The sequence below is a fragment of the Actinomadura sp. K4S16 genome (assembly GCF_008327685.1).
Taxonomy (GTDB): domain Bacteria; phylum Actinomycetota; class Actinomycetes; order Streptosporangiales; family Streptosporangiaceae; genus Spirillospora.
Map to the genome: position 1 here is coordinate 519,291 of NZ_BDDE01000014.1, position 18,145 is coordinate 537,435.

15 protein-coding genes, 1 tRNA gene and 1 pseudogene are annotated in these 18,145 nt (G+C 73.0%); 3 read left to right on the plus strand and 14 right to left on the minus strand.

The features are described 5' to 3' along the window. Window positions 1–44 precede the first annotated feature (44 nt). From K4S16_RS45120 to K4S16_RS46495, 4 genes are all read right to left on the minus strand, one after another. The gene (locus tag K4S16_RS45120; protein WP_200841992.1) at window positions 45–209 is read right to left on the minus strand and encodes a hypothetical protein; all 165 of its coding nucleotides are present in this window, start codon (window positions 207–209) and stop codon (window positions 45–47) included. Window positions 210–317: 108 nt separating this feature from the next. Then, window positions 318–406, minus strand: a tRNA-Ser gene (locus K4S16_RS20840). Between the two features lie 79 nt (window positions 407–485). Next, window positions 486–854 carry a signal peptidase I gene (locus tag K4S16_RS20845; RefSeq protein WP_149260642.1) on the minus strand — a complete coding sequence of 123 codons (369 nt, stop codon included), beginning with the start codon at window positions 852–854 and terminating at the stop codon, window positions 486–488. A gap of 21 nt (window positions 855–875) precedes the next feature. Next, window positions 876–3,251 carry a MinD/ParA family protein gene (locus K4S16_RS46495; RefSeq protein ID WP_268843260.1) on the minus strand — a complete coding sequence of 792 codons (2,376 nt, stop codon included), beginning with the start codon at window positions 3,249–3,251 and terminating at the stop codon, window positions 876–878. Between the two features lie 167 nt (window positions 3,252–3,418). Here K4S16_RS46495 and K4S16_RS20855 point away from each other — a divergent pair, with 167 nt between their 5' ends. Both K4S16_RS20855 and K4S16_RS20860 read left to right on the plus strand, forming a co-directional pair. Further along, window positions 3,419–4,375, plus strand: a complete 957-nt coding sequence (locus K4S16_RS20855; protein WP_149260643.1) for an NAD(P)H-quinone oxidoreductase — start codon at window positions 3,419–3,421, stop codon at window positions 4,373–4,375. Between the two features lie 13 nt (window positions 4,376–4,388). Then, window positions 4,389–4,931 carry a bacterial proteasome activator family protein gene (locus K4S16_RS20860; RefSeq protein WP_149260644.1) on the plus strand — a complete coding sequence of 181 codons (543 nt, stop codon included), beginning with the start codon at window positions 4,389–4,391 and terminating at the stop codon, window positions 4,929–4,931. Between the two features lie 63 nt (window positions 4,932–4,994). On the opposite strand, the gene K4S16_RS20865 is transcribed toward K4S16_RS20860, so the two are convergent. The 9 genes from K4S16_RS20865 to K4S16_RS20905 form a co-directional block, all read right to left on the minus strand. Continuing rightward, window positions 4,995–5,798 (minus strand): Cof-type HAD-IIB family hydrolase, encoded by an 804-nt coding sequence (locus tag K4S16_RS20865; RefSeq protein ID WP_149260645.1) that lies wholly within the window; start codon window positions 5,796–5,798, stop codon window positions 4,995–4,997. Between the two features lie 126 nt (window positions 5,799–5,924). Further along, window positions 5,925–7,184 (minus strand): serine--tRNA ligase, encoded by a 1,260-nt coding sequence (gene serS, locus K4S16_RS20870; protein WP_149260646.1) that lies wholly within the window; start codon window positions 7,182–7,184, stop codon window positions 5,925–5,927. Window positions 7,185–7,297: 113 nt separating this feature from the next. Beyond that, window positions 7,298–8,098 carry a class I SAM-dependent methyltransferase gene (locus K4S16_RS20875; protein ID WP_235036965.1) on the minus strand — a complete coding sequence of 267 codons (801 nt, stop codon included), beginning with the start codon at window positions 8,096–8,098 and terminating at the stop codon, window positions 7,298–7,300. Between the two features lie 21 nt (window positions 8,099–8,119). Beyond that, entirely contained in the window at window positions 8,120–9,178 is a 1,059-nt protein-coding gene (locus K4S16_RS20880; RefSeq protein ID WP_149260648.1) for a hypothetical protein, read from the minus strand. 71 nt (window positions 9,179–9,249) lie between these two features. Next, window positions 9,250–10,893: a hypothetical protein gene (locus K4S16_RS20885; protein ID WP_149260649.1), complete on the minus strand. Its 1,644-nt coding sequence runs from the start codon at window positions 10,891–10,893 to the stop codon at window positions 9,250–9,252. Between the two features lie 117 nt (window positions 10,894–11,010). After that, entirely contained in the window at window positions 11,011–11,652 is a 642-nt protein-coding gene (locus tag K4S16_RS20890) for a DsbA family oxidoreductase (protein ID WP_149260650.1), read from the minus strand. 64 nt (window positions 11,653–11,716) lie between these two features. Then, a complete protein-coding gene (pheA, locus tag K4S16_RS20895; protein ID WP_149260651.1) occupies window positions 11,717–12,655 on the minus strand; it encodes a prephenate dehydratase in 939 nt (312 codons plus the stop codon). A gap of 127 nt (window positions 12,656–12,782) precedes the next feature. Continuing rightward, complete coding sequence (locus K4S16_RS20900; RefSeq protein WP_149260764.1) at window positions 12,783–13,241, minus strand: DUF4446 family protein; 459 nt, start codon at window positions 13,239–13,241, stop codon at window positions 12,783–12,785. Beyond that, entirely contained in the window at window positions 13,241–14,572 is a 1,332-nt protein-coding gene (locus tag K4S16_RS20905; protein WP_235036950.1) for a glycosyltransferase 87 family protein, read from the minus strand. Before K4S16_RS20905 ends, K4S16_RS20900 begins: the two co-directional genes overlap by 1 nt. Window positions 14,573–14,626: 54 nt before the next feature. Here K4S16_RS20905 and K4S16_RS45805 point away from each other — a divergent pair, with 54 nt between their 5' ends. Beyond that, a complete protein-coding gene (locus K4S16_RS45805; RefSeq protein WP_149260652.1) occupies window positions 14,627–16,873 on the plus strand; it encodes a hypothetical protein in 2,247 nt (748 codons plus the stop codon). A gap of 658 nt (window positions 16,874–17,531) precedes the next feature. Here K4S16_RS45805 and mptB read toward each other — a convergent pair. After that, window positions 17,532–17,945, minus strand: a pseudogene (gene mptB, locus K4S16_RS45810) (polyprenol phosphomannose-dependent alpha 1,6 mannosyltransferase MptB); the annotation flags it as partial. Between the last annotated feature and the right edge of the window lie 200 nt (window positions 17,946–18,145).

Here is an 18,145-nt window from a genome sequence, read left to right on the forward strand (position 1 = left end):
GCCCCGCGTGGCGGCCGGTGCCGGGCCCCTCGGCCGTTCGGGCGTCACATCATCATGAGGGCGACCACGAGGATCGCCACGACGGCCACCACCGCGACGATGCCGACGATCAGGCCGATGTTCGGCCCGGACTTCTCCGGCTGCGCCTGGCTGGCGAAGTTCTGGAACTGGTGCGTCGTGCCTGCAGGGTCCTGCGGTGTCTGCGACATGCCGAAGAGGGTAACGGAACCCTTCCCCCCGAGTCGGGCGCTTTCCCCACCAGACCGGCCCCAAGCCCCGACGGGGGGTCCAGGAGGCGCTCCCCTGGACGATATGGGCGGAGAGTGTGGGATTCGAACCCACGAGGACTGTCCCCAGCCCTGGGCGCTTTCAAGGCGCCTGCACTAGTCCACTATGCGAACTCTCCAGGTGACCGCCTCGCGGCGGTCATCGCCAACGATAGCGGGCGGGGACGGCTGGGTTCGACCGCATATGGCGACCCCGGTCTACGGGACGCGGTAGCCGGGGATGGACGGCCAGCGGACGGTCAGCACCACGGACTCCTCCTCGGCCTCCCACGAGTGGTCGACGCCGCGTCCCCACACCACGTAGTCGCCCTGCTCGGCGAGGACGACGTCGCGGCCGGGGAACTCCAGCCGGAAGCGGCCGCTGATCAGCACGAGCAGGGCGGTGCGCTTCTCGCCGTCGGTCCAGGCGGCGCGGCGCTCGCCCTTCGGGTGGACGCCCCACTTGATCTCGACCTCGGCGCTGTGCCGCAGGTCGCCGGGCGGCTTGAAGTGCCCGAGCAGCCAGCCGCGGTCGGTGGCCGCGTCGGGCGCCGCCTTCCCGACGTACAAACCGTCGTCGTCCGTCACAGATGGCAACGGTAGTGCAGGTCAGGTCTGCGGGCGCTGGAAGGCGAAGCCGTCGCCCACCACGGCGGCAAGCGTCAGATACGCCTCGCGGGTCGCGGGGGCGAGCTGCTCCAGCTCGACCTCGGCACCCTCCTCCAGGTGGTCGTCGTAGGGGATGCGGACGACGGCGCGGCAGCGGCTCTCGAAGTGCGCCTGGAGCTTGTCCAGGTCGACCTGGCTGCGGGTGCGGTTGCGGACCATCGACAGGACGACGACGCCGTTGCGCACCAGGTGCCCGTGGTCGTGCGCCTCCAGCCAGTCGAGGGTCGCGCTCGCGGACCGGGCGCCGTCCACCGACGGGGAGCTGACCAGGACGAGCTGGTCGGCCAGGCTCAGCACGCCCGCCATCGCCGAGTGCAGCAGCCCGGTGCCGCAGTCGGTGATGCAGACCGAGTAGTACTGCTCCAAGACGACGGCGACGGCGGCGTAGTCCTCGGCGCTGAACGCCTCGCTGACCGCCGGGTCGCGGTCGGACGCGAGGATCTCCAGGCGCGCCTCGTTCTGCGAGGTGAACGCGCGGACGTCGGCGTACCGGTGGATCTGCTCGCGGTTGTTGAGCAGGTCCCGGACGGTCGCGGCGGTCTCCAGCCGGACCTTGTCCGAGAGCGTCCCGCGGTCGGGGTTGGCGTCCACCGCGATGACGCGGTCGCCGCGCAGCGAGCCCAGCATCGAGCCGAGGCCGGTGGTCGTGGTCGTCTTGCCGACGCCGCCCTTCAGGGACATGACGGCCACCCGGTGGTGCCCGCCCGCCACGGCGGTGCGCGCCCGCGCGATCAGGTCCTTGCGGCGCAGGTCGCCCTGCGACTCGCCCGGGTGGATGCTGCCCGCGGTCGCCTTGTACACCGCGCGCCGCCAGCCGGACGACGGCGCGATGCGGCGCTCGCCGAGCAGGTTCTCCGAGCTGAGGGAGTCGCCGCTCTGCGGCTCCTGCTGCTGGGGCTGGCCCTGCTGCATCATCTGGCCGAGCGCCTGCGGGTACTGCCCCTGCCCCTGCGGCGGCCCGGCCGGATACCCGTAGCCCTGGGGCGGGTACGGCTGGCCGGTGCCGGGGTCGACCGGGGGCGCGTAGGGCTGCCCGGTGTTCGGGTCGACCGGCGGGTAAGGCTGGCCGCCCGCGTTGGGGTCCTGCGCGTAGGGCTGGCCGGTGGCCGGATCGACCGGGGGGTACGGCTGGCCGGGCGCGTTCGGGCCCGGCTGGAAGGGCTGCCCGGTCGCCGGATCGACCGGCGGGAAGGGCTGACCTGCGGCGTTGGGGTCGGGCGCGTAGGGCTGGCCGGTGCTCGGGTCGACCGGTGGGAAGGGCTGACCGCCCGCGTTCGGGCCGGGCTGGAGCGGCTGGCCGGTGGCGGGGTCGACCGGCGGGAACGCTTGCCCCTCCGGGTTCGGGCCCGGCTGGAACGGCTGCCCGGTGGCGGGGTCGACCGGCGGGTACGGCTGGCCGCCCGCGTTCGGGTCCTGCGCGTAGGGCTGGCCGGTGGCCGGATCGACCGGCGGGAACGGCTGGCCCTCCGCGTGTGGGCCCGGTTGGAACGGCTGCCCGGTGGCAGGGTCGACCGGCGGGTACGGCTGGCCGCCCGCGTTCGGGTCCTGCGCGTAGGGCTGGCCGGTGGCCGGATCGACCGGCGGGAAGGGCTGGCCAGGCGCGTTCGGTCCCGGCTGGAGGGGCTGGCCCGTGGCCGGGTCCACCGGGGGGAACGGCTGGCCGCCCGCGTTCGGGCCGGGCTGGAGCGGCTGGCCCGTGGCGGGGTCGACCGGCGGGTACTGCTGGTCGGGTGGGATGGGGCGGCCCGTGGCCGGGTCGAAGGGGACGTAGGGGCGGCCCGAGTCGTCCGTGTCCTGCGGGTAGGGCCGGCCCGTCGCGGGGTCGATGGGCTGGTAGCCCTGGCCGGGCGCGTCCGCCCGGCCGAACTGGTCGGCCGGGTAGGGCGGAAGCTGGTCGAGGGGCGGGGCCGCGTTGCCGTTGGCGTCGTACGGGGACGGCTGGTACCCGCCCGCGGCGTACGGCGGCGGGAGCATGCCGCCGTCGAACGGCTGCGGCATCGGCCCGCCCTCGTAAGGCGGCGGCTGCGGCGGGCCGAAGTTCTCCGGGGCTCCCTGGTAGGGGGGCGGTGCGGCGAGCCAGGGGTTGGCGTTCGGGTCGGTCTGCTCGGCCTGCGGCCCGGCGGCGGGCGGCTCGGCGGCGGGCTCCTCGGCAGCGGGCGGCTCGGTGGCGGGCGGCGCGCTCTCCTGCTCTTCCCCACCCTGCGGCGGCTGTGCGCCCTCGGGGGCGGGGGACGGTCCCGTCTTGTCTCCGCTCATCGCGTCCAGAGAGGCCAGCCGCTCCTCCAAAGAGCGCCCGTCGTGCTCGTTCCTCGCCACCGTTCTTCCCCCTAGGGCACGCCTCTGATGATTTACACGGTGCAGGCGGGCAAAAAGGCCCCCACGCAGGATACCGGTGCGTCAACAGCGGGCATCCCGCGCGCAGATCGACATTGGCGCGGCGGCGGTCCGGGGCGGGGTTGGACGCGCCCGGTAGCGTGACCGGTATGCATGCCATCGTGATTCGCGAACCGGGCGAACCCGACGTCCTGGAATGGACGCGGGTACCGGCTCCGGCGCCGAAGCCGGGCGAGGTCCTGATCGACGTGGTGGCCGGCGCCGTCAACCGGGCGGACGTCATGCAGCGCAAGGGCTTCTACCCGCCGCCCTCGGACGCTCCCCCGTACCCGGGCCTCGAGGTGTCCGGCCGGATCGCCGAGCTGGGCGAGGGCGTGACCGGGCCGTCCGTCGGCGACGAGGTGTGCGCGCTGCTCGGCGGCGGAGGCTACGCCGAACGCGTCGCGGTCCCGGCCTCGCAGGTGCTCCCGGTGCCGCGCGGCGTGGACGTCGTGGAGGCGGCCGGGCTCCCCGAGGTGGCGTGCACGGTGTGGTCGAACGTGTTCATGCTGGCCGGGCTGCGCGAGGGAGAGACCCTGCTCGTCCACGGCGGCGGCAGCGGCATCGGGACGTTCGCCATCCAGCTCGCCAAGGCGCGCGGGGCGCGGGTGGTGACGACGGTGGGCAGCCCGGAGAAGGCCGAGAGGTGCCGGGAGCTGGGCGCGGACGCCGCGGTGAACTACCGCGAGGACGACTTCGTCGAGAGCGGCCCCTACGACGTGATCCTCGACCTCATCGGCGCCAAGTACCTGAAGCGGAACGTCGACGCCCTCGCCACCGGTGGACGGCTGATGGTGATCGGGCTGCAGGGCGGCGCGAAGGCCGAGCTGGACATCGGCATGCTGCTGCGCAAGCGGGCGCTCGTGCACGCCACGACTCTGCGGGCCCGTCCGTTGGAGGAGAAGGCGGAGATCGTGGCGGAGGTCCGGGAGCACGTGTGGCCGCTGCTGGAGTCGGGACGGGTCCGGACGGTCGTCGACCGGCGGATCCCCATGGCCGAGGCGGCGCGCGCGCACGAGCTGATGGAAGAGAGCGGTCACGTCGGCAAGATCCTGCTGACCGTGTGAGGATGTGGAGTTTATGAGCGAGCCTTCGAAGAAGCAGTCGGAACACGAGCCCCAGGTGCTCGTCGTCGGCCCGAACGGTATCGCCGTCGAGGGCGCCGGCGACGGCGAGTCCGAGGGCAGGTCGGTGACCGAGATGGTCGAGCAGCCGGCGAAGGTCATGCGGATCGGCGGGATGATCCGGCAGCTGCTGGAGGAGGTCAAGGCCGCCCCGCTGGACGAGGCGAGCCGGGCCCGGCTGCGGGAGATCCACCAGTCGTCCATCAAGGAGCTGGAGGACGGCCTCGCCCCCGAGCTGGTCGCGGAGCTGGAGCGGCTGTCGCTGCCGTTCGCCGAGGGCTCCGTGCCGAGCGAGGCGGAGCTGCGGATCGCGCAGGCGCAGCTCGTCGGCTGGCTGGAGGGCCTGTTCCACGGCATCCAGACGACGCTGTTCGCCCAGCAGATGGCGGCGCGGGCCCAGCTGGAGCAGATGCGGCGCGCCCTGCCCGCGGGGATGATGCCCCCCGGCGTCGAGGAAGACCCCAAGCCCGGGCAGCGCTCGTCCGGCCCCTACCTGTAACCCCCCGAACCTCCCGGCGAGACTCGGGCTCCGGCCGCACTCCGCAACGGGGTGCGGCCGTTCCTATGGGAAGAGGCGTTCCAGGACCTCGGCCACGCCGTCGTCGTCGTTGCGGGACGTCTTGTGCGACACGGCGGCGAGCACGAGCGGGTGCGCGTTCGCGACCCCGTAGGACGTGCCCGCCCAGGTGAGCATCGGCAGGTCGTTGGGCATGTCGCCGAACGCGGTGACGTCCCCCGCCGTGATGCCGCGCTCGGTGCAGAGGGCCGCGAGCGCGCTGGCCTTGGTGACGCCCAGCGCGCTCATCTCCAGCAGCCCGCGTCCGGAGGAGTGCGTCACGGTCACGAGGTCGCCGACGGCCTCGACCGCCTTCTCCGAGAGCGCGTCGGGGTCGGCGGCCGGGTGGAACGCGAGCAGCTTGGTGCCGCCCCGGCTGACCAGCTCCGCGTCGTCGACGGGACGGCCGCCGAGCGCCGCCGCGTCCCAGCGGCCGAGGTTGTAGCTGGCCTCGAACACGAACCCGGTCGGGTACTCCACCGCGAACCGCAGCTCGGGCGAGACGCCGCGCAGCCGCCCGATCGCCTCGGCGAGCACGTCCGGCGGGATCTCGTTGGCCCGCAGGACGGTCTCGGTGTGCAGGTCGTAGAGGACGGCCCCGTTGGCGCAGATCGCGACGCCGCGGTGGTCGACGGCCGCGGCGATCTCCGTCATCCAGCGCGGCGGCCGCCCGGTGACCATGACGAGCATCGCCCCGGCCCGCTCGACCCGGGCGAGGGCTGCGACGGTCCGGGCGGAGATCGTGCCGTCGGAGCGCACGATCGTGCCGTCGAGGTCGGTGGCGATCACGCGCGGCGAAGACTCAGTCATGTCACCTTCCTGGGCAGATGGGACACACCCTAGGCCAGGGGCATGACAGGCCCGGCCGCCGCCTCTGGCCCCGGGAGAAGCGAACGGGGCCCGTCCCAGCCAGGACGGGCCCCGTTCAACGAGCGTTCAGCGCTTGACCGGCTCCAGGACCTCCAGGCCCAGGAACTTCTGCAGCGCCTTCGGGACGCGCACCGAACCGTCGGCCTGCTGGTGGTTCTCCAGGATCGCGACCATCCAGCGCGTCGTCGCGAGCGTCCCGTTCAGCGTCGCCACCGGCTGGTTCTTGCCGTCGGCGTCGCGGTACCGCACCGCCAGGCGCCGCGCCTGGAACTCGGTGCAGTTGGACGTCGAGGTGACCTCGCGGTAGGTGTTCTGCGTCGGCACCCAGGCCTCGCAGTCGTACTTGCGGGCCGCGCTGGACCCGAGGTCGCCCGCCGCCACGTCGATCACCCGGTACGGGATCTCGACCTTGGCGAGCATCTCCTTCTCCCACTCCAGCAGCCGCAGGTGCTCGGCGTGGGAGTCGGCCGGGTCGCAGTAGGAGAACATCTCCACCTTGTCGAACTGGTGGACGCGGATGATGCCGCGCGTGTCCTTGCCGTAGGAGCCGGCCTCGCGGCGGAAGCAGGACGACCACGCGACGTACCGCCGCGGCAGCTCGTCGAGGATCTCGTTCATGTGGTACGCGGCGAGCGGCACCTCCGACGTCCCGACGAGGTACAGCTCGTCCTGCGGGAGCTGGTACACCTCGGCGGCGTGCGCGCCGAGGAACCCGGTGCCCTCCATCGCCTCCGGCTTCACCAGGACCGGCGGGTACATCGGCGTGAACCCGCTCGCGACGGCCTGCTCCATGGCGAGGTTGAGCAGCGCGTACTGGAGCCGCGCGCCCACGCCCGTCAGGTAGTAGAACCGCGCGCCCGACACCTTCGCGCCGCGCTCCATGTCGATGGCGCCGAGGCTCTCGCCCAGTTCCAGGTGGTCCTTCGGCTCGAAGTCGAACTTCGTCGGCTCGCCCACGTGCTCCAGGACGACGTAGTCCTGCTCGCCGCCGGGCGGGGCGCCCTCCTCGATGAGGTTGGGGACGCCCTTGAGCAGCGCGTCGAGCTCCTCGCCGAGCCGGTCGGCCTCCGCCTCGCGCTCCTTCACCTGCTGCGCCAGCTCCTTGGCGCGGGCGAGCAGCGCCTGCCGCTCGTCGCCCTGCGCCTTGGACACCGACTTGCCGAAACTCTTCTGCTCCGCCCTGAGCTGCTCGAACGAGGTCAGCGCCGAGCGGCGCCTCCCGTCCAGGTCGATCAGCCGGTCGACGACGGCGTCATCCTCACCGCGGGCGCGCTGCGAGGCGCGCAGCCGCTCGGGATCCTCTCGAAGAGCTCGCAGGTCAATCACAGACCCGAGGCTACCGGCCCGGCACCCCCGAGCGCGCGCGAGTATCGGCGGTTCGCGCCCCTTGATGGACGCCGCCGGTGAACACCGCTGGTCGCCGCCGCCGGCGGGCGCCGCTAGTGGACGCCGCTCGCCAGCAGCGCGTGCGCGGGCAGCGCCACCTTGCCGTCGCCGGCCGCGTACCCGGCGATGATCTCGTCGTAGGCGGCCTTGACGCGGGCGACGGTCGGCGCGTCCTGCCGCCCGACGATCACGCCGTTCGTGCCGACCCTGGACAGCGCGCCCGTCTCCCACCACTCCTCGGGGTCGACGACGTGCTCCCAGGTCACCTCCTCGACCGCGACCTCGCCGAACCCGGCCTCCGCGACCAGCCGCCGGAACGCCGCCGGCTCGCCGTACTCCACGAACGGCGTCTGGGGGATGTCGTCCGGCCACGGGACGCCGGCCGCCTCGATCGCCTCCCGGACGACCGCGAGGGCGCCGCTGCCCGGCATGACCCAGCAGGTCACCGCCAGCCGGCCGCCCTTGCGCAGGACGCGCCGCAGCCGGGCCAGCGCCGCGTCGGGGTCGCCCACGTGGTTGATGACGAAGTTGCCGGCGACCGCGTCGAACGTCCCGTCCTCGAACGGGACCTCGGGCAGGACGGCGACCCGCACGTCGAGCCCGGGGACGTTCCGGCGCGCCGTCTCGGCCATGCCGGGCTCGGCGTCCATGGCCGACACCCGCGCGCCGCGCCGCACCGCCTCCCGCGAGACGAACCCGGGCCCGGTGCCGACGTCGAGCAGCCGCGTCCCGTCCCGCACCCCGGCCGCGTCCAGCAGCGGATCGATCATGTACCGCGTGACGCGGGCGAACCCCCGCTCGTACGCGGGGGCCCGCCCGGCCCACAGCTCCCGCTCGTAAAGATCGAAGTCCATCGTCACGCCCCGCAGCCTACGTCAGCGGACGTCCACGGCGTCGCCCGGCGAGGTCGAGCCGAGGTAGCCGGAGGTCTCCTTGTAGACCGCCTTCCAGGTGCCGTCCACGGACGCCTTGAAGCTCTTCGCGAACCAGCCGCCGGCGTCGGTCTTCGTCGCCGCCACCTGCTTGTACGTCGAGGTGCCGGCGGCCTTGAAGTAGACGTACACGGGCGCGTTCGGACCCGGGCCGGCCTTGTCCCGGAACCGGTAGAGCTGCCCCTTGACCGTGATCGCCTTGCCCTTCTTCACGGGCTCGGGTGAGGCGTTGAAGTAGTGCCACTCCGTCCGGTACTTCACGTCGACGTGGTCGACGACGCTGACGGCCGGCGTGTTCAGAACGCTGCCGGGGTAGCGGACGCGCCAGTCCGCGTCCTTCGTCACGGGCTTGTCCTCGTCGAAGTAGAAGCGCCCCGGCCGCCCCAGGGTCTGGGTCGCCCAGACCTTCCAGGTCTTGCCGTCCAGGGAGTACTCCAGGTACACGGGCACGTTCGTGCTGTTGGTGTAGTCGGGCCGGATGTCCAGCCGTCCCCGCACGACGATCGGGTCGCGGTACGCGAGCGGCTCCGGCAGGGCGTCGAACTCGGTGAACACGGAGTCGTTCCGGATGTTCACCGTCCCCAGGTTCACCTGGCTGGCGGTGAGGACATCGTCCTCCAGGACGCGCGCCGTCACCGTGCCCGACCTGCCGACCTCCTGCCCGGCGACGAAGAAGGCGCGGAAGGTGCCGTCGTCGGAGGTCCGGACCCGCGTGGCGCCTCCGGGGCCCTTGATCTCGTCCGGCACATCGACCTGGACTTCGGCGCCGGCCGCGGGCAGAGCGGACGCCTTCAGGACGACCCTGCCTCGGATGGTCACCGGCGTGGACGGCGCCACGGTCGACCCCGGCGCCAGCTGCGCCGTGATGGTCGTGGCCTGCTTGTCGACCGTGACGGCGAGGGTCGGGCCGGTCTCGGTCGCGTCGGCGTGGGCGGTGCCGGGCGCGACGAAGAGCGCGGCGGTGATGGCTGCGGTGGCGAGCAGTGCGGATGATCGACGCAAGGGGAAACCTCTCCACTGATTACTGGTATGGAGCCTACGTCCAAGATCGACCAGCGGTTGATCAATGGCCGTTAGCGGACGTCCACGTAGTCGTCCCGGTACGTCTTGGCATAGGTGGACGTGGCCCCGGAGTAGGCGCGCCAGGTGCCGTCCTTGGTCGCCTTGAAGCCCTTCCGGAACCGGCCGATCCTGTCGGTCGTCTGCTTGCCCATGTAGACCCACTTGGACGATCCCCTGGGCAGGAAGTAGAAGGTGATCGTCTTGCCGCCGTAGGTGTACCACTTCGAGGTCTGGCGGTAGAGCGTGCCCATCACCGTGACGGTGCCGCCCTTCTTCACCGGCTCGGGCGCCGCGTTGAAGTCCAGGATCTTCGTCCAGTACCGGACCTCCACGTTGTCGGTCCCGCTGACCGACTGCTCGGTGCTGTCGCTCTTGGGGACGAGGGCCCGCCAGTAGCCGGTCCGGTCGGCCCTGCCCTCCACGGTGAACCTGCCGTCCCCGGACACGCCGACCTCGCCCTTGGTGCTCCACGTCTTGCGGTCTGTGGAGAACTGCAGTCGCACGGAGGCGTTGCCGGGGGCGCCGATCCAGCGGCCGTCCGCGAGCTTGGTGAGGACGCGCCCGTACGCCTTCACGTTCTCGCCCCGGCCGATCGGCTCGGGCGTGGCGTTGAACCCGGTGACGGAGGTCCGGTACGCCACGTTCTGGACGCGCGTCCGCTCCTCGGACCGGAAGTAGCCGCGGTAGTCGGCGGGCCAGCCGAGGGCGTCCGTCGCGAAGGCGGCCGACCACGCACCGTCCTCGCTCGGGTTGATCGGGAACGTGAAGACGCCCCCGGCGCCGGTCGTCGCACGGCCCACGGTCGTCCAGACCGGCTCGGGGGACGGCGCGGCGAACTTGATCTCGACCTGCTTGCCCGCGAGGGGCGCCCAGACGCCGCCGCGGTCCTCGCGTTCCAGCCTCCCGGTCAGGTCGACCTGGTCGCCCGCGACGAGGTGCTCGGGCACGCTCACCGTGATCCGCGTGTTCAGCTTCCGCATGGCGACGGAGGTCCGCTCGCTCTCGGCGGGCCGGTAGAGGAAGGAGCCGCGGTAGACGAGGCTCATCCGGAGGTACTCGCTGGAGAAGGAGGCCTTCCCCTCCACCCTGCCGTCCGCGTCGGTGACCGCGGGGGTGCTCCGGCCGTCCTCCGCGACCAGGCGCAGCGTCTCACCCGCGACGGGCACCGGATCGCCGTTGGCGGCCCTGCTCGTCAACCGCCCCCGGAAGGTCACCCAGGGGTTCTCGATGTCGACGACCTGCGGGGTCACCTCGAAGTCGCTGATCACCGTGTCGGCGCCATTGTCGATGGTGGCGCGGTGGCGGGCCAGGACGGTCTGCTCGGCGTTCGTCAGCTCGACGTTCACCCACCAGCGGCCGGGGTCGACGGCGACCGCCGTCCTGGTCCGCCAGACGCCGTTCTTCGCGGTGCCCTCGACCAGCTCGAAGTCGTCCGCGGTGAGCGGCGTCGCGGTTCCGCCCTCGTAGGGTTCCGTGACGGCGCGCACCTCGGTGATGTCCAGTCCCGACTCCGCCGCCACCTCGATCTTCGTGGTGGCGCCCGGCGACAGCAGGCGGGTGCTGAGCAGCCGCAGGGGCTCCATCGCGTCCGCCGGGACCGCGGCGAGGGAGAACGTCACGGCCACGGCCGTGACGAGGGCGAGCAATCGGCGCACGGGACGACCTCTCCACTGTTCACTGGTGTGAAGAGGACGCCCAAGATCGACAACCGGTTGCCCCCGCGGCGGCGCTGAATGATCTCGGTTGCGTCACGCCCGGGAAGGCGCCGCCGATCAGGCGTTCGCGTCCGCCCAGGCCTGGTCGAGGACCTGGGCGAACGTCTCGGTGGGCTGGGCGCCCGAGACGCCGTAGCGGCGGTCGATGACGAAGAAGGGCACGCCGTTGGCGCCGATGTCGCGGGCGGCGCGCTGCTCGGCGTCCACCTCCGAGGCGAACTCCCCGGACGCGAGCACCTCGCGCGCCTCGGCCGGGTCCAGGCCCGCCTCGGCCACGATGTCCACGAGCGTGTCGCGGTCGAACACCGGACGCCCGTCGGTGAAGTACGCCTTGAACAGGGCCTCCACGACGGCGCCCTGCACACCGCGGCGGCCCGCGAGGTGGACGAGGCGGTGCGCGTCGAGAGTGTTGCCCGCACGGCGGCCTTCGAGGCGGTACTCCAGGCCCGCCGCGGCGGCGCGCTGCTCCATCTCCCGGTTCTTCTCCACGGCCTCGGCTCGCGTCATGCCGTACTTCTCGGCCAGCATGTCGGCCACGTCGACCGTCTCGCCCTGCGGGAACGAGGGGTCGAGCTGGAAGGCGCGGTAGACCACCTCGACCTGGTCCCGGTGCTGGAACCCCTCCAGCGCCCGCTCGAAATGCCGCTTGCCGAGGTAGCACCACGGGCACACGACGTCGGCCCAGATCTCAACACGCACAGGGATACCTCTCTCAGGACGGTCAACCGTGCCAACACGTCCCCGGCGCGTTTGATTTCCGAGCTCAGGGGCGCCCGTGGCGGATGCCGGTGAGCCAGGCCGCCGCCTCGGTGAAGTCGGCGTCGTGGGTGCCGCGCCGGATCTCGGGGCGGACCTCGTCGGCGCGGGCGTACGAGCCGACGAAGCGGACGTCGGCGCAGATGCGGCGCAGGCCCATCAGTGCCTCGCCCACGCGGGCGTCGGTGACGTGGCCCTCGAAGTCCATCCAGAACAGGTAGGAGCCGAGACCCGCGCCGGTGGGCCGGGACTGGATCAGCGTGAGGTTGATGCCGCGGACGGAGAACTCGGTGAGGATCTCCAGCAGGGCGCCCGGGTGGTCCTCGCCGATGAACGCGACGACGGTCGTCTTGTCCATGCCGGTGGGCGGCGGCGGGGGGCAGGGGCGGTGCAGGACGACGAAGCGGGTGACGGCGTCGGCGACGTCGTGGATGTCCTCGGCGAGGACGGACAGGCCGTAGCGGGGGGCTGCGAACGAGCCGGCGAGGGCGGCGTCGTAGTGGCCGTCGGCGACGTGCTGGGCGGCCTCGGCGTTGGAGGTCGCGGCGCGCCATTCGGCGTCCGGGACGTTCTCCTGCAGCCAGCGGCGGCACTGCGGCTGCGCGATCGGGTGCGACGCGACGGTCTTGATGTCGTCCAGCGCGGTGCCGGGGCGTACGAGGAGGGCGAACGAGACCGGCAGGTGGATCTCGCCGACGATCTGGAGGGGCTCGCCGGTCGCCAGCTCGTCCAGCGTGGTGGGGACCGAGCCCTCGACGGAGTTCTCCAGGGCGACGACGGCCGTGTCGGCCTCTCCGCGGCGAAGGGCTTCGAGGGCGGCCGGGACGGTCGCGTACGGGATGTGCTCGCCTTCGGCGGCGCCGGGGAGGGTGAGCAGCGCGGCCTCGGTGAAGGTGCCCCGCGGACCCAGGTAGGCGTAGCGCGCTGGCCTGTCGTCTGCGGTCACGGGATCCCCCGGGTACGTGTTTCGGCGGTGCGGAAGTTTCGGCTGTGCGGAAGCCGCCTTGCGGCAAGGCGAGAACCCCGAGTCTACCGTCCGGCGGGCGGCCGCCTCGGGCGCCGTTCGGGCGTGCTCAGGCGCGGGCCGTGGACGTGCGGGCGCCGTTGCCGAAGTCGGGCAGCGGGTCGTCCATCGAGACGACGGGGCCCTTGCCGAGCCGGGCGGCCCGCAGGACCTGGTTCTCCTCGGGGGAGAGCGTCTCGACGGCGTGCCCGCCCTGGACGGCCTTGGCGTACGTCCGCGTCTCGGTCCGCCCGTTGATGGAGCTGACCACCACCCCGTCGCCGACCGCGTTGATCAGCGCGAGGGAGAAGGACCGGTGCCCGGACATCTCCTTGAGCGCGTCGTAGTGGACGATGGCGAGGTCGCGCAGGGCGCGCTCGTCGACCTCGCCGCTCGCGACCTGGAGCTGGCGCCTCAGCATTTCCCCGCACTCGTCGACGACCTGGTTGACCCGGTTGTGCGCGACCACCGCGATGGAGAGCCCCGCAACCCCGGCGACCAGGCCAGCGACGGCCACCGCGACAAGCATCACGGGCCGAGCGTACCCAGGCCGACCTGCCGTTGCGAAGGATCTCGGGGGTGGTCGTCCGGATCGAGCCGTCTGACCAGCCACGTTCCGAGAACCATGATCGACACGAGTGCCGCGATGCCGAACGAGTCGCGCAGGACCTGCCCCGCGAAAACCGTTGCGGCGGAATGATCTGGGCCGATCAGTCCGCGCGCCCACCACGGGAGCGGGAACAGGAACAGCAGCCAGAGGCCGAACGCGACCAGACATCTTCGCGTGTCGCGCCCGTCCCCCACCAGAGCCCCGATTACCGCGATCATCCAGACGAGGTGGTGGATCCACCCCACGGGGGACAGGACGACGGACAGCAGCCCGACGATCGCGACCCCGGCGAGCAGGAGGCTGTAGGCGTCCGCGCCGGTCGCGGCGTCGGCGGCGAGCGTCGCCCGGCGCGCCCAGGCGAAGCCGAACCAGGCGGCGACCAGCGCCAGGGCCAGCCACACCAGCGTCCGGGCGGGCCCCTCGTCCAGGATGCGGGCCACGATCCCGTGGATCGCCTGGTTGGTGGTGCCGTCGACCGCGCCCGTCCGGTCGCCGCCCTCCAGCAGCGCCCCGAACCAGTAGCCGGACGAGTCGGACGGCAGCAGCGCGAACCCGCCGAGCGTGGCGACGACGGCGGTCAGCACGGCGTTGCCCAGCGCCTCCCGCCGTCCGGTGATCAGGAAGTAGACGAGGAAGACGCCCGGCACCAGCTTGATCGCCAGGGCGAGGCCGACGAGCATGCCGCGCGGCCAGCGGGCGGTGCGGGCGCAGCAGTCGGCCAGGCACATGGCCAGCAGGAACAGCCCGACCTGCCCGAACCTGACCTGGTCGCGGACGGGGTCGAGCCACGTCGCCGCCGCGACCAGGACCCCGGCGGTGAGCGGCGCCCAGCGCCCCGTCCGGCGGATGAGGTCGCGGAAGGCGTAGCAGACGACGATCACGAGCGCGGCGTAGATCAGCCCCGTCCACGCCCACTGGGCCGCGAGCCAGGGCAGCAGGGTGAACGGGACCGCCAGGACGGCGGCGATCGGCGGGTAGGTGAAGGGGAGCAGCTGCGGCGGCTGGGTGAGGAAGTCGTAGAGCGGCGCGCCCCGCAGGACGGCCAGCCCGCCCTCCCGGTAGACCTCCAGGTCGACGAGGCGCTGGTCGGGCTGGTTGCCGAGCCACCGGTGGACGACCGGCGCGGCGGCGGCCACGGCGACGGCGATCCCGGCGAGCAGGATCAGCAGGTCGCGGGGGCTCCGCCTGGCGGGGGCTCCGGCCGCCTCGCCGGGGGAGTCGCGGGCATCCCGCGCGATGAGACCGTCCACAGCCCGCAGGATATGGCCCCTGCCCGGTGGTAGGGCTCTTGTAACCTGAACGCCATGACGTCCCGGGGAACGAAGATCGCGTTGTTCCTCGCGACCCTCGGGGCGGCGCTCGCGGCCCTGCTCGGGCCGGTGGCGGCGCACGCCTCGACCCCCGGCTCGGCCCCCGCCGAGCGCGCCGCCACGGGACGAGTCGTGATCGTCGGTGTGCCGGGGCTGATGTGGAGCGACATCACCCGCGCGAACACGCCGGCGCTGTGGGGGCTGACCTCCCAGGGCTCGGCCGCCGGCCTCAGCGTCCGCACCACCCGCGTCGTCACCTGCCCGACGGACGGCTGGCTCACGCTGTCGGCGGGGCAGCGGTCGCGGCTGCCGCACGGCGACTGCGCGCTGCCGTCCGCTCCCGTTCTGCCGGGCCAGTCCTCCCCCACCGGCCCGCCCCCCGCGGGCGGCGCCGTCGCCGCCGGATGGCCGGCGATCAAGAGCGACAACGCGGGCACCAACTACCACGCGCGGATCGGGCTGCTCGGCGACGAGGTCCACCGGGCGGGCGGCTGCACGATGGCGGTCGGGCCCGGCGCGGTGTTCGGCGCCGCCGACGGCGCCGGCCGGGTCGACCGCTACGTCGCCTCCCCCGACAAGGCCACCGCCGCCGACTGGGCGAGCTGCCCGCTCGCGGCGGTCGACGTCGACGACCTGTTCCGCGCCTACATCAACGCGGGCGTCGACCCGCACGGCGACCAGATCCCCCTGTCGGACAAGGGCCGCGCCGCCGCGGCGAAGGCCGCCGACCGCCGGGTCGCGCAGGTCGTGACCGGGCTCCCCGAGGGCACGACGGTCCTGGTCGCGGGGCTGTCCGACACCGGCGTCAACCCGCACCTGCGGGTCGCCCTGGCCAAGGGCGCCGCGTACGGGCCCGGCTACATGACCTCCAGCGCCACCCGCCAGGACGGGCTGGTCACGCTCACCGACCTCACGGCGACCGCGCTGAAGACGCTCGGCGCGAAGCAGCCCAAGCAGGCCGTCGGGTCGGCGTGGCGGTCGCAGCCGTCCGCGTCGTCCACGCACGACCGGGTCGACGCGCTCATGGACGAGGACGTGGCCGCGCAGGCGATCCGGGCCGTCCAGACGTCGTTCTACTGGGTGCTGTTCGCGGTGCAGCTCGTCCTCTACGGGATCGCGGTGGTCGCGCTGCGGCGCCTCGGCGGCGACCGCCGCTCGCGGGAGCGGATCCTCGGCGGCACCCGCGTGATCGCGCTGCTCGGCGGCGCGGCCCCCGGCGCGTCCTTCCTCGCCGGTCTGCTGCCGTGGTGGCGGGCCGAGTACCCGACGCCCGTCCTGATCTGCACCGTGCTCGGCTTCGCCGGGCTGCTGACGGGCGTGGCGCTCGCCGGGCCGTGGCGCCGCTCCACCGTCCTGCCCGGGCTGGTGATCACCGGGGTGACGGCGGTCGTCCTCGCGGTGGACGTGATGACCGGCTCGTCCCTCCAGCTCAACACGCTGATGGGCTACACCGCCCTCATCGCCGGACGGTTCTACGGCTTCGGCAACCAGGCGTTCTCGCTGTTCGCCGTGGCGGCGATCCTGACGGCGGCCTGGCTGACGGAGTACCCGCTGCGCCGCGGCAACAAGGCCGCCGCCGTCGCGATCGTCGCGGTGATCGGCGCGTTCACGGTCGCGGTCGACGGGCTGCCCGCGTTCGGCAGCGACTTCGGCGGCGTGCTGGCGATCGTCCCGGCGTTCGCGATGCTCGGCCTGATGGTCGCGGGCAAGCGCATCTCACCGCTCAAGCTCGGCCTGTTCTTCCTGGCCGGGCTGGTCCTCGTGCTGTTCATCTCCTACCTGAACGCCCGGTCGGCCAACCCGACGCACCTCGGCCGGTTCTGGCAGGACCTCATGGCCGGGGACGCGTTGGACGTCGTCACCCGCAAGTTCAACGCGATGCTGAACAGCCTCGGGTACTGGCCGTACACGCTCGCGCTCGCCGCCGCCATCGTGTTCCTGTTCTTCGTCCTGGCGCGGCCCACGCGGTGGCGGGTGTCGCTGCTGCAGGGCGCCTACAAGCACAGCCTGACGATGCGCCCCGCCGTGATCTGCGCGCTGGCGGTCGGCGTCATCGGCACGCTGGTGAACGACTCGGGCGTGGTGATCCTGTCGGTGGCGTTCAGCCTGGCGACCCCGCTGATGCTCGCCGCGGGGCTCCGGTCGCTGGAGCTCGACCTGAGGAGCGCAGACACGCCGCCACCAGGGCCGTCAGGATCACCAGAAGCGTCCACGGGACCACGGTCGGCCGAACGACGGTGAACAGCCACTCCAGATCGTCCGGCAGCCGGATGCGGGCGGGCGCGCGGGCCGGCAGGTAGGCGAGGCTGAGCGCGGCGGTGTGGGCGAGGAGGATCCAGTCGATCCGGGTCCAGGGCAGCAGCGCCAGCAGCGCCCACCCGAACCCGTCGTACCAGGGGAGCGCGTAGGGCGCGGCGAGGAGCCACGCGAGGACGATCGCGGCGGCGACGCGGCGCTCCTCCGCGCCGGGCACGAGGTCGTCCTCCCTCGGCAGGGCCCGGAAGAGCAGCAGGAGCAGCACCACGCCGAGCAGCAGCGCGCCCAGCTTGATGACGTCGCGCTGCGAGCCGCGGCCGAGCGTCTCGTCCAGCAGGTGCCAGGGGGTCGCGAAGGAGACCATGTTGCTGGCCTCGCGGACCTGGTCGAGCGCGTGCGGCCCGGCGAGCGCGTAGGACAGCGCCGTGACGGCCGCGCCCCCGGCGAGCAGCGCGGCCAGGTGGCCGATCGGCCATGCGCGGCGGTCCGTCCAGGTGCGGCGCAGCGCCCCCCACGCGGGCCCGCCGGCGACGAGCGCGGCGGGCAGCTTGATCGCCGTCCCGAACCCGGCCAGCGCCCCCGCCGCGAGGGCCCGGAGCCAGCCCGCCCGCCCGGCGGCGGCGCCGCCGAAGACGGCGAGCGCGGCCACCATCGGCGCGATCGCGAGGACGTCGTTGTGCGCGCCCGCCACCAGGTGGAACAGCACGAGCGGGTTGCACGTCCACAGCAGCGCCGTGCGGAGCCGCCGCTCCTCCGTCCTGGACATCCGGTAGAGGATCAGCGCCGTGACCGCGAACGCGAGGACGTTCAGCACCGACAGGACGAACACGGTCAGCCGCACCGAACCGCTGCCGATCCACGCGGCGAACGCCTGCCCGCCCGTGGCGACCGGCCCGTACACCGACGGCGTCGTCCGCCACTCCTCGGGCGCCCCGGCGACCGGGTCCTTCGGCAGGTCGACGGCGCTCGTCCGGTACGGGTCGTGGCCGGTCGCCGCCATCCGCCCGTACGAGGCGTAGTTCAGGTGGTCGGTGGACCCGACCGGCGGCATGAACATGAACGCGACGGCCGCCAGCAGGCCCGCGACCACGAGCGGCAGGGCCCGCACGCGCCACCCCTTGCGGACGGCGGCCAGGCACAGGCCGAGCCCCGCGGTGCTCGCGACGATGCCCGCGACGACCAGGCCGATGACCACGTACGGCGACGGATGGACGTCCAGCGCGTACGGCGGCTCGTAGCGCGGGCCCTCGAGCTCCG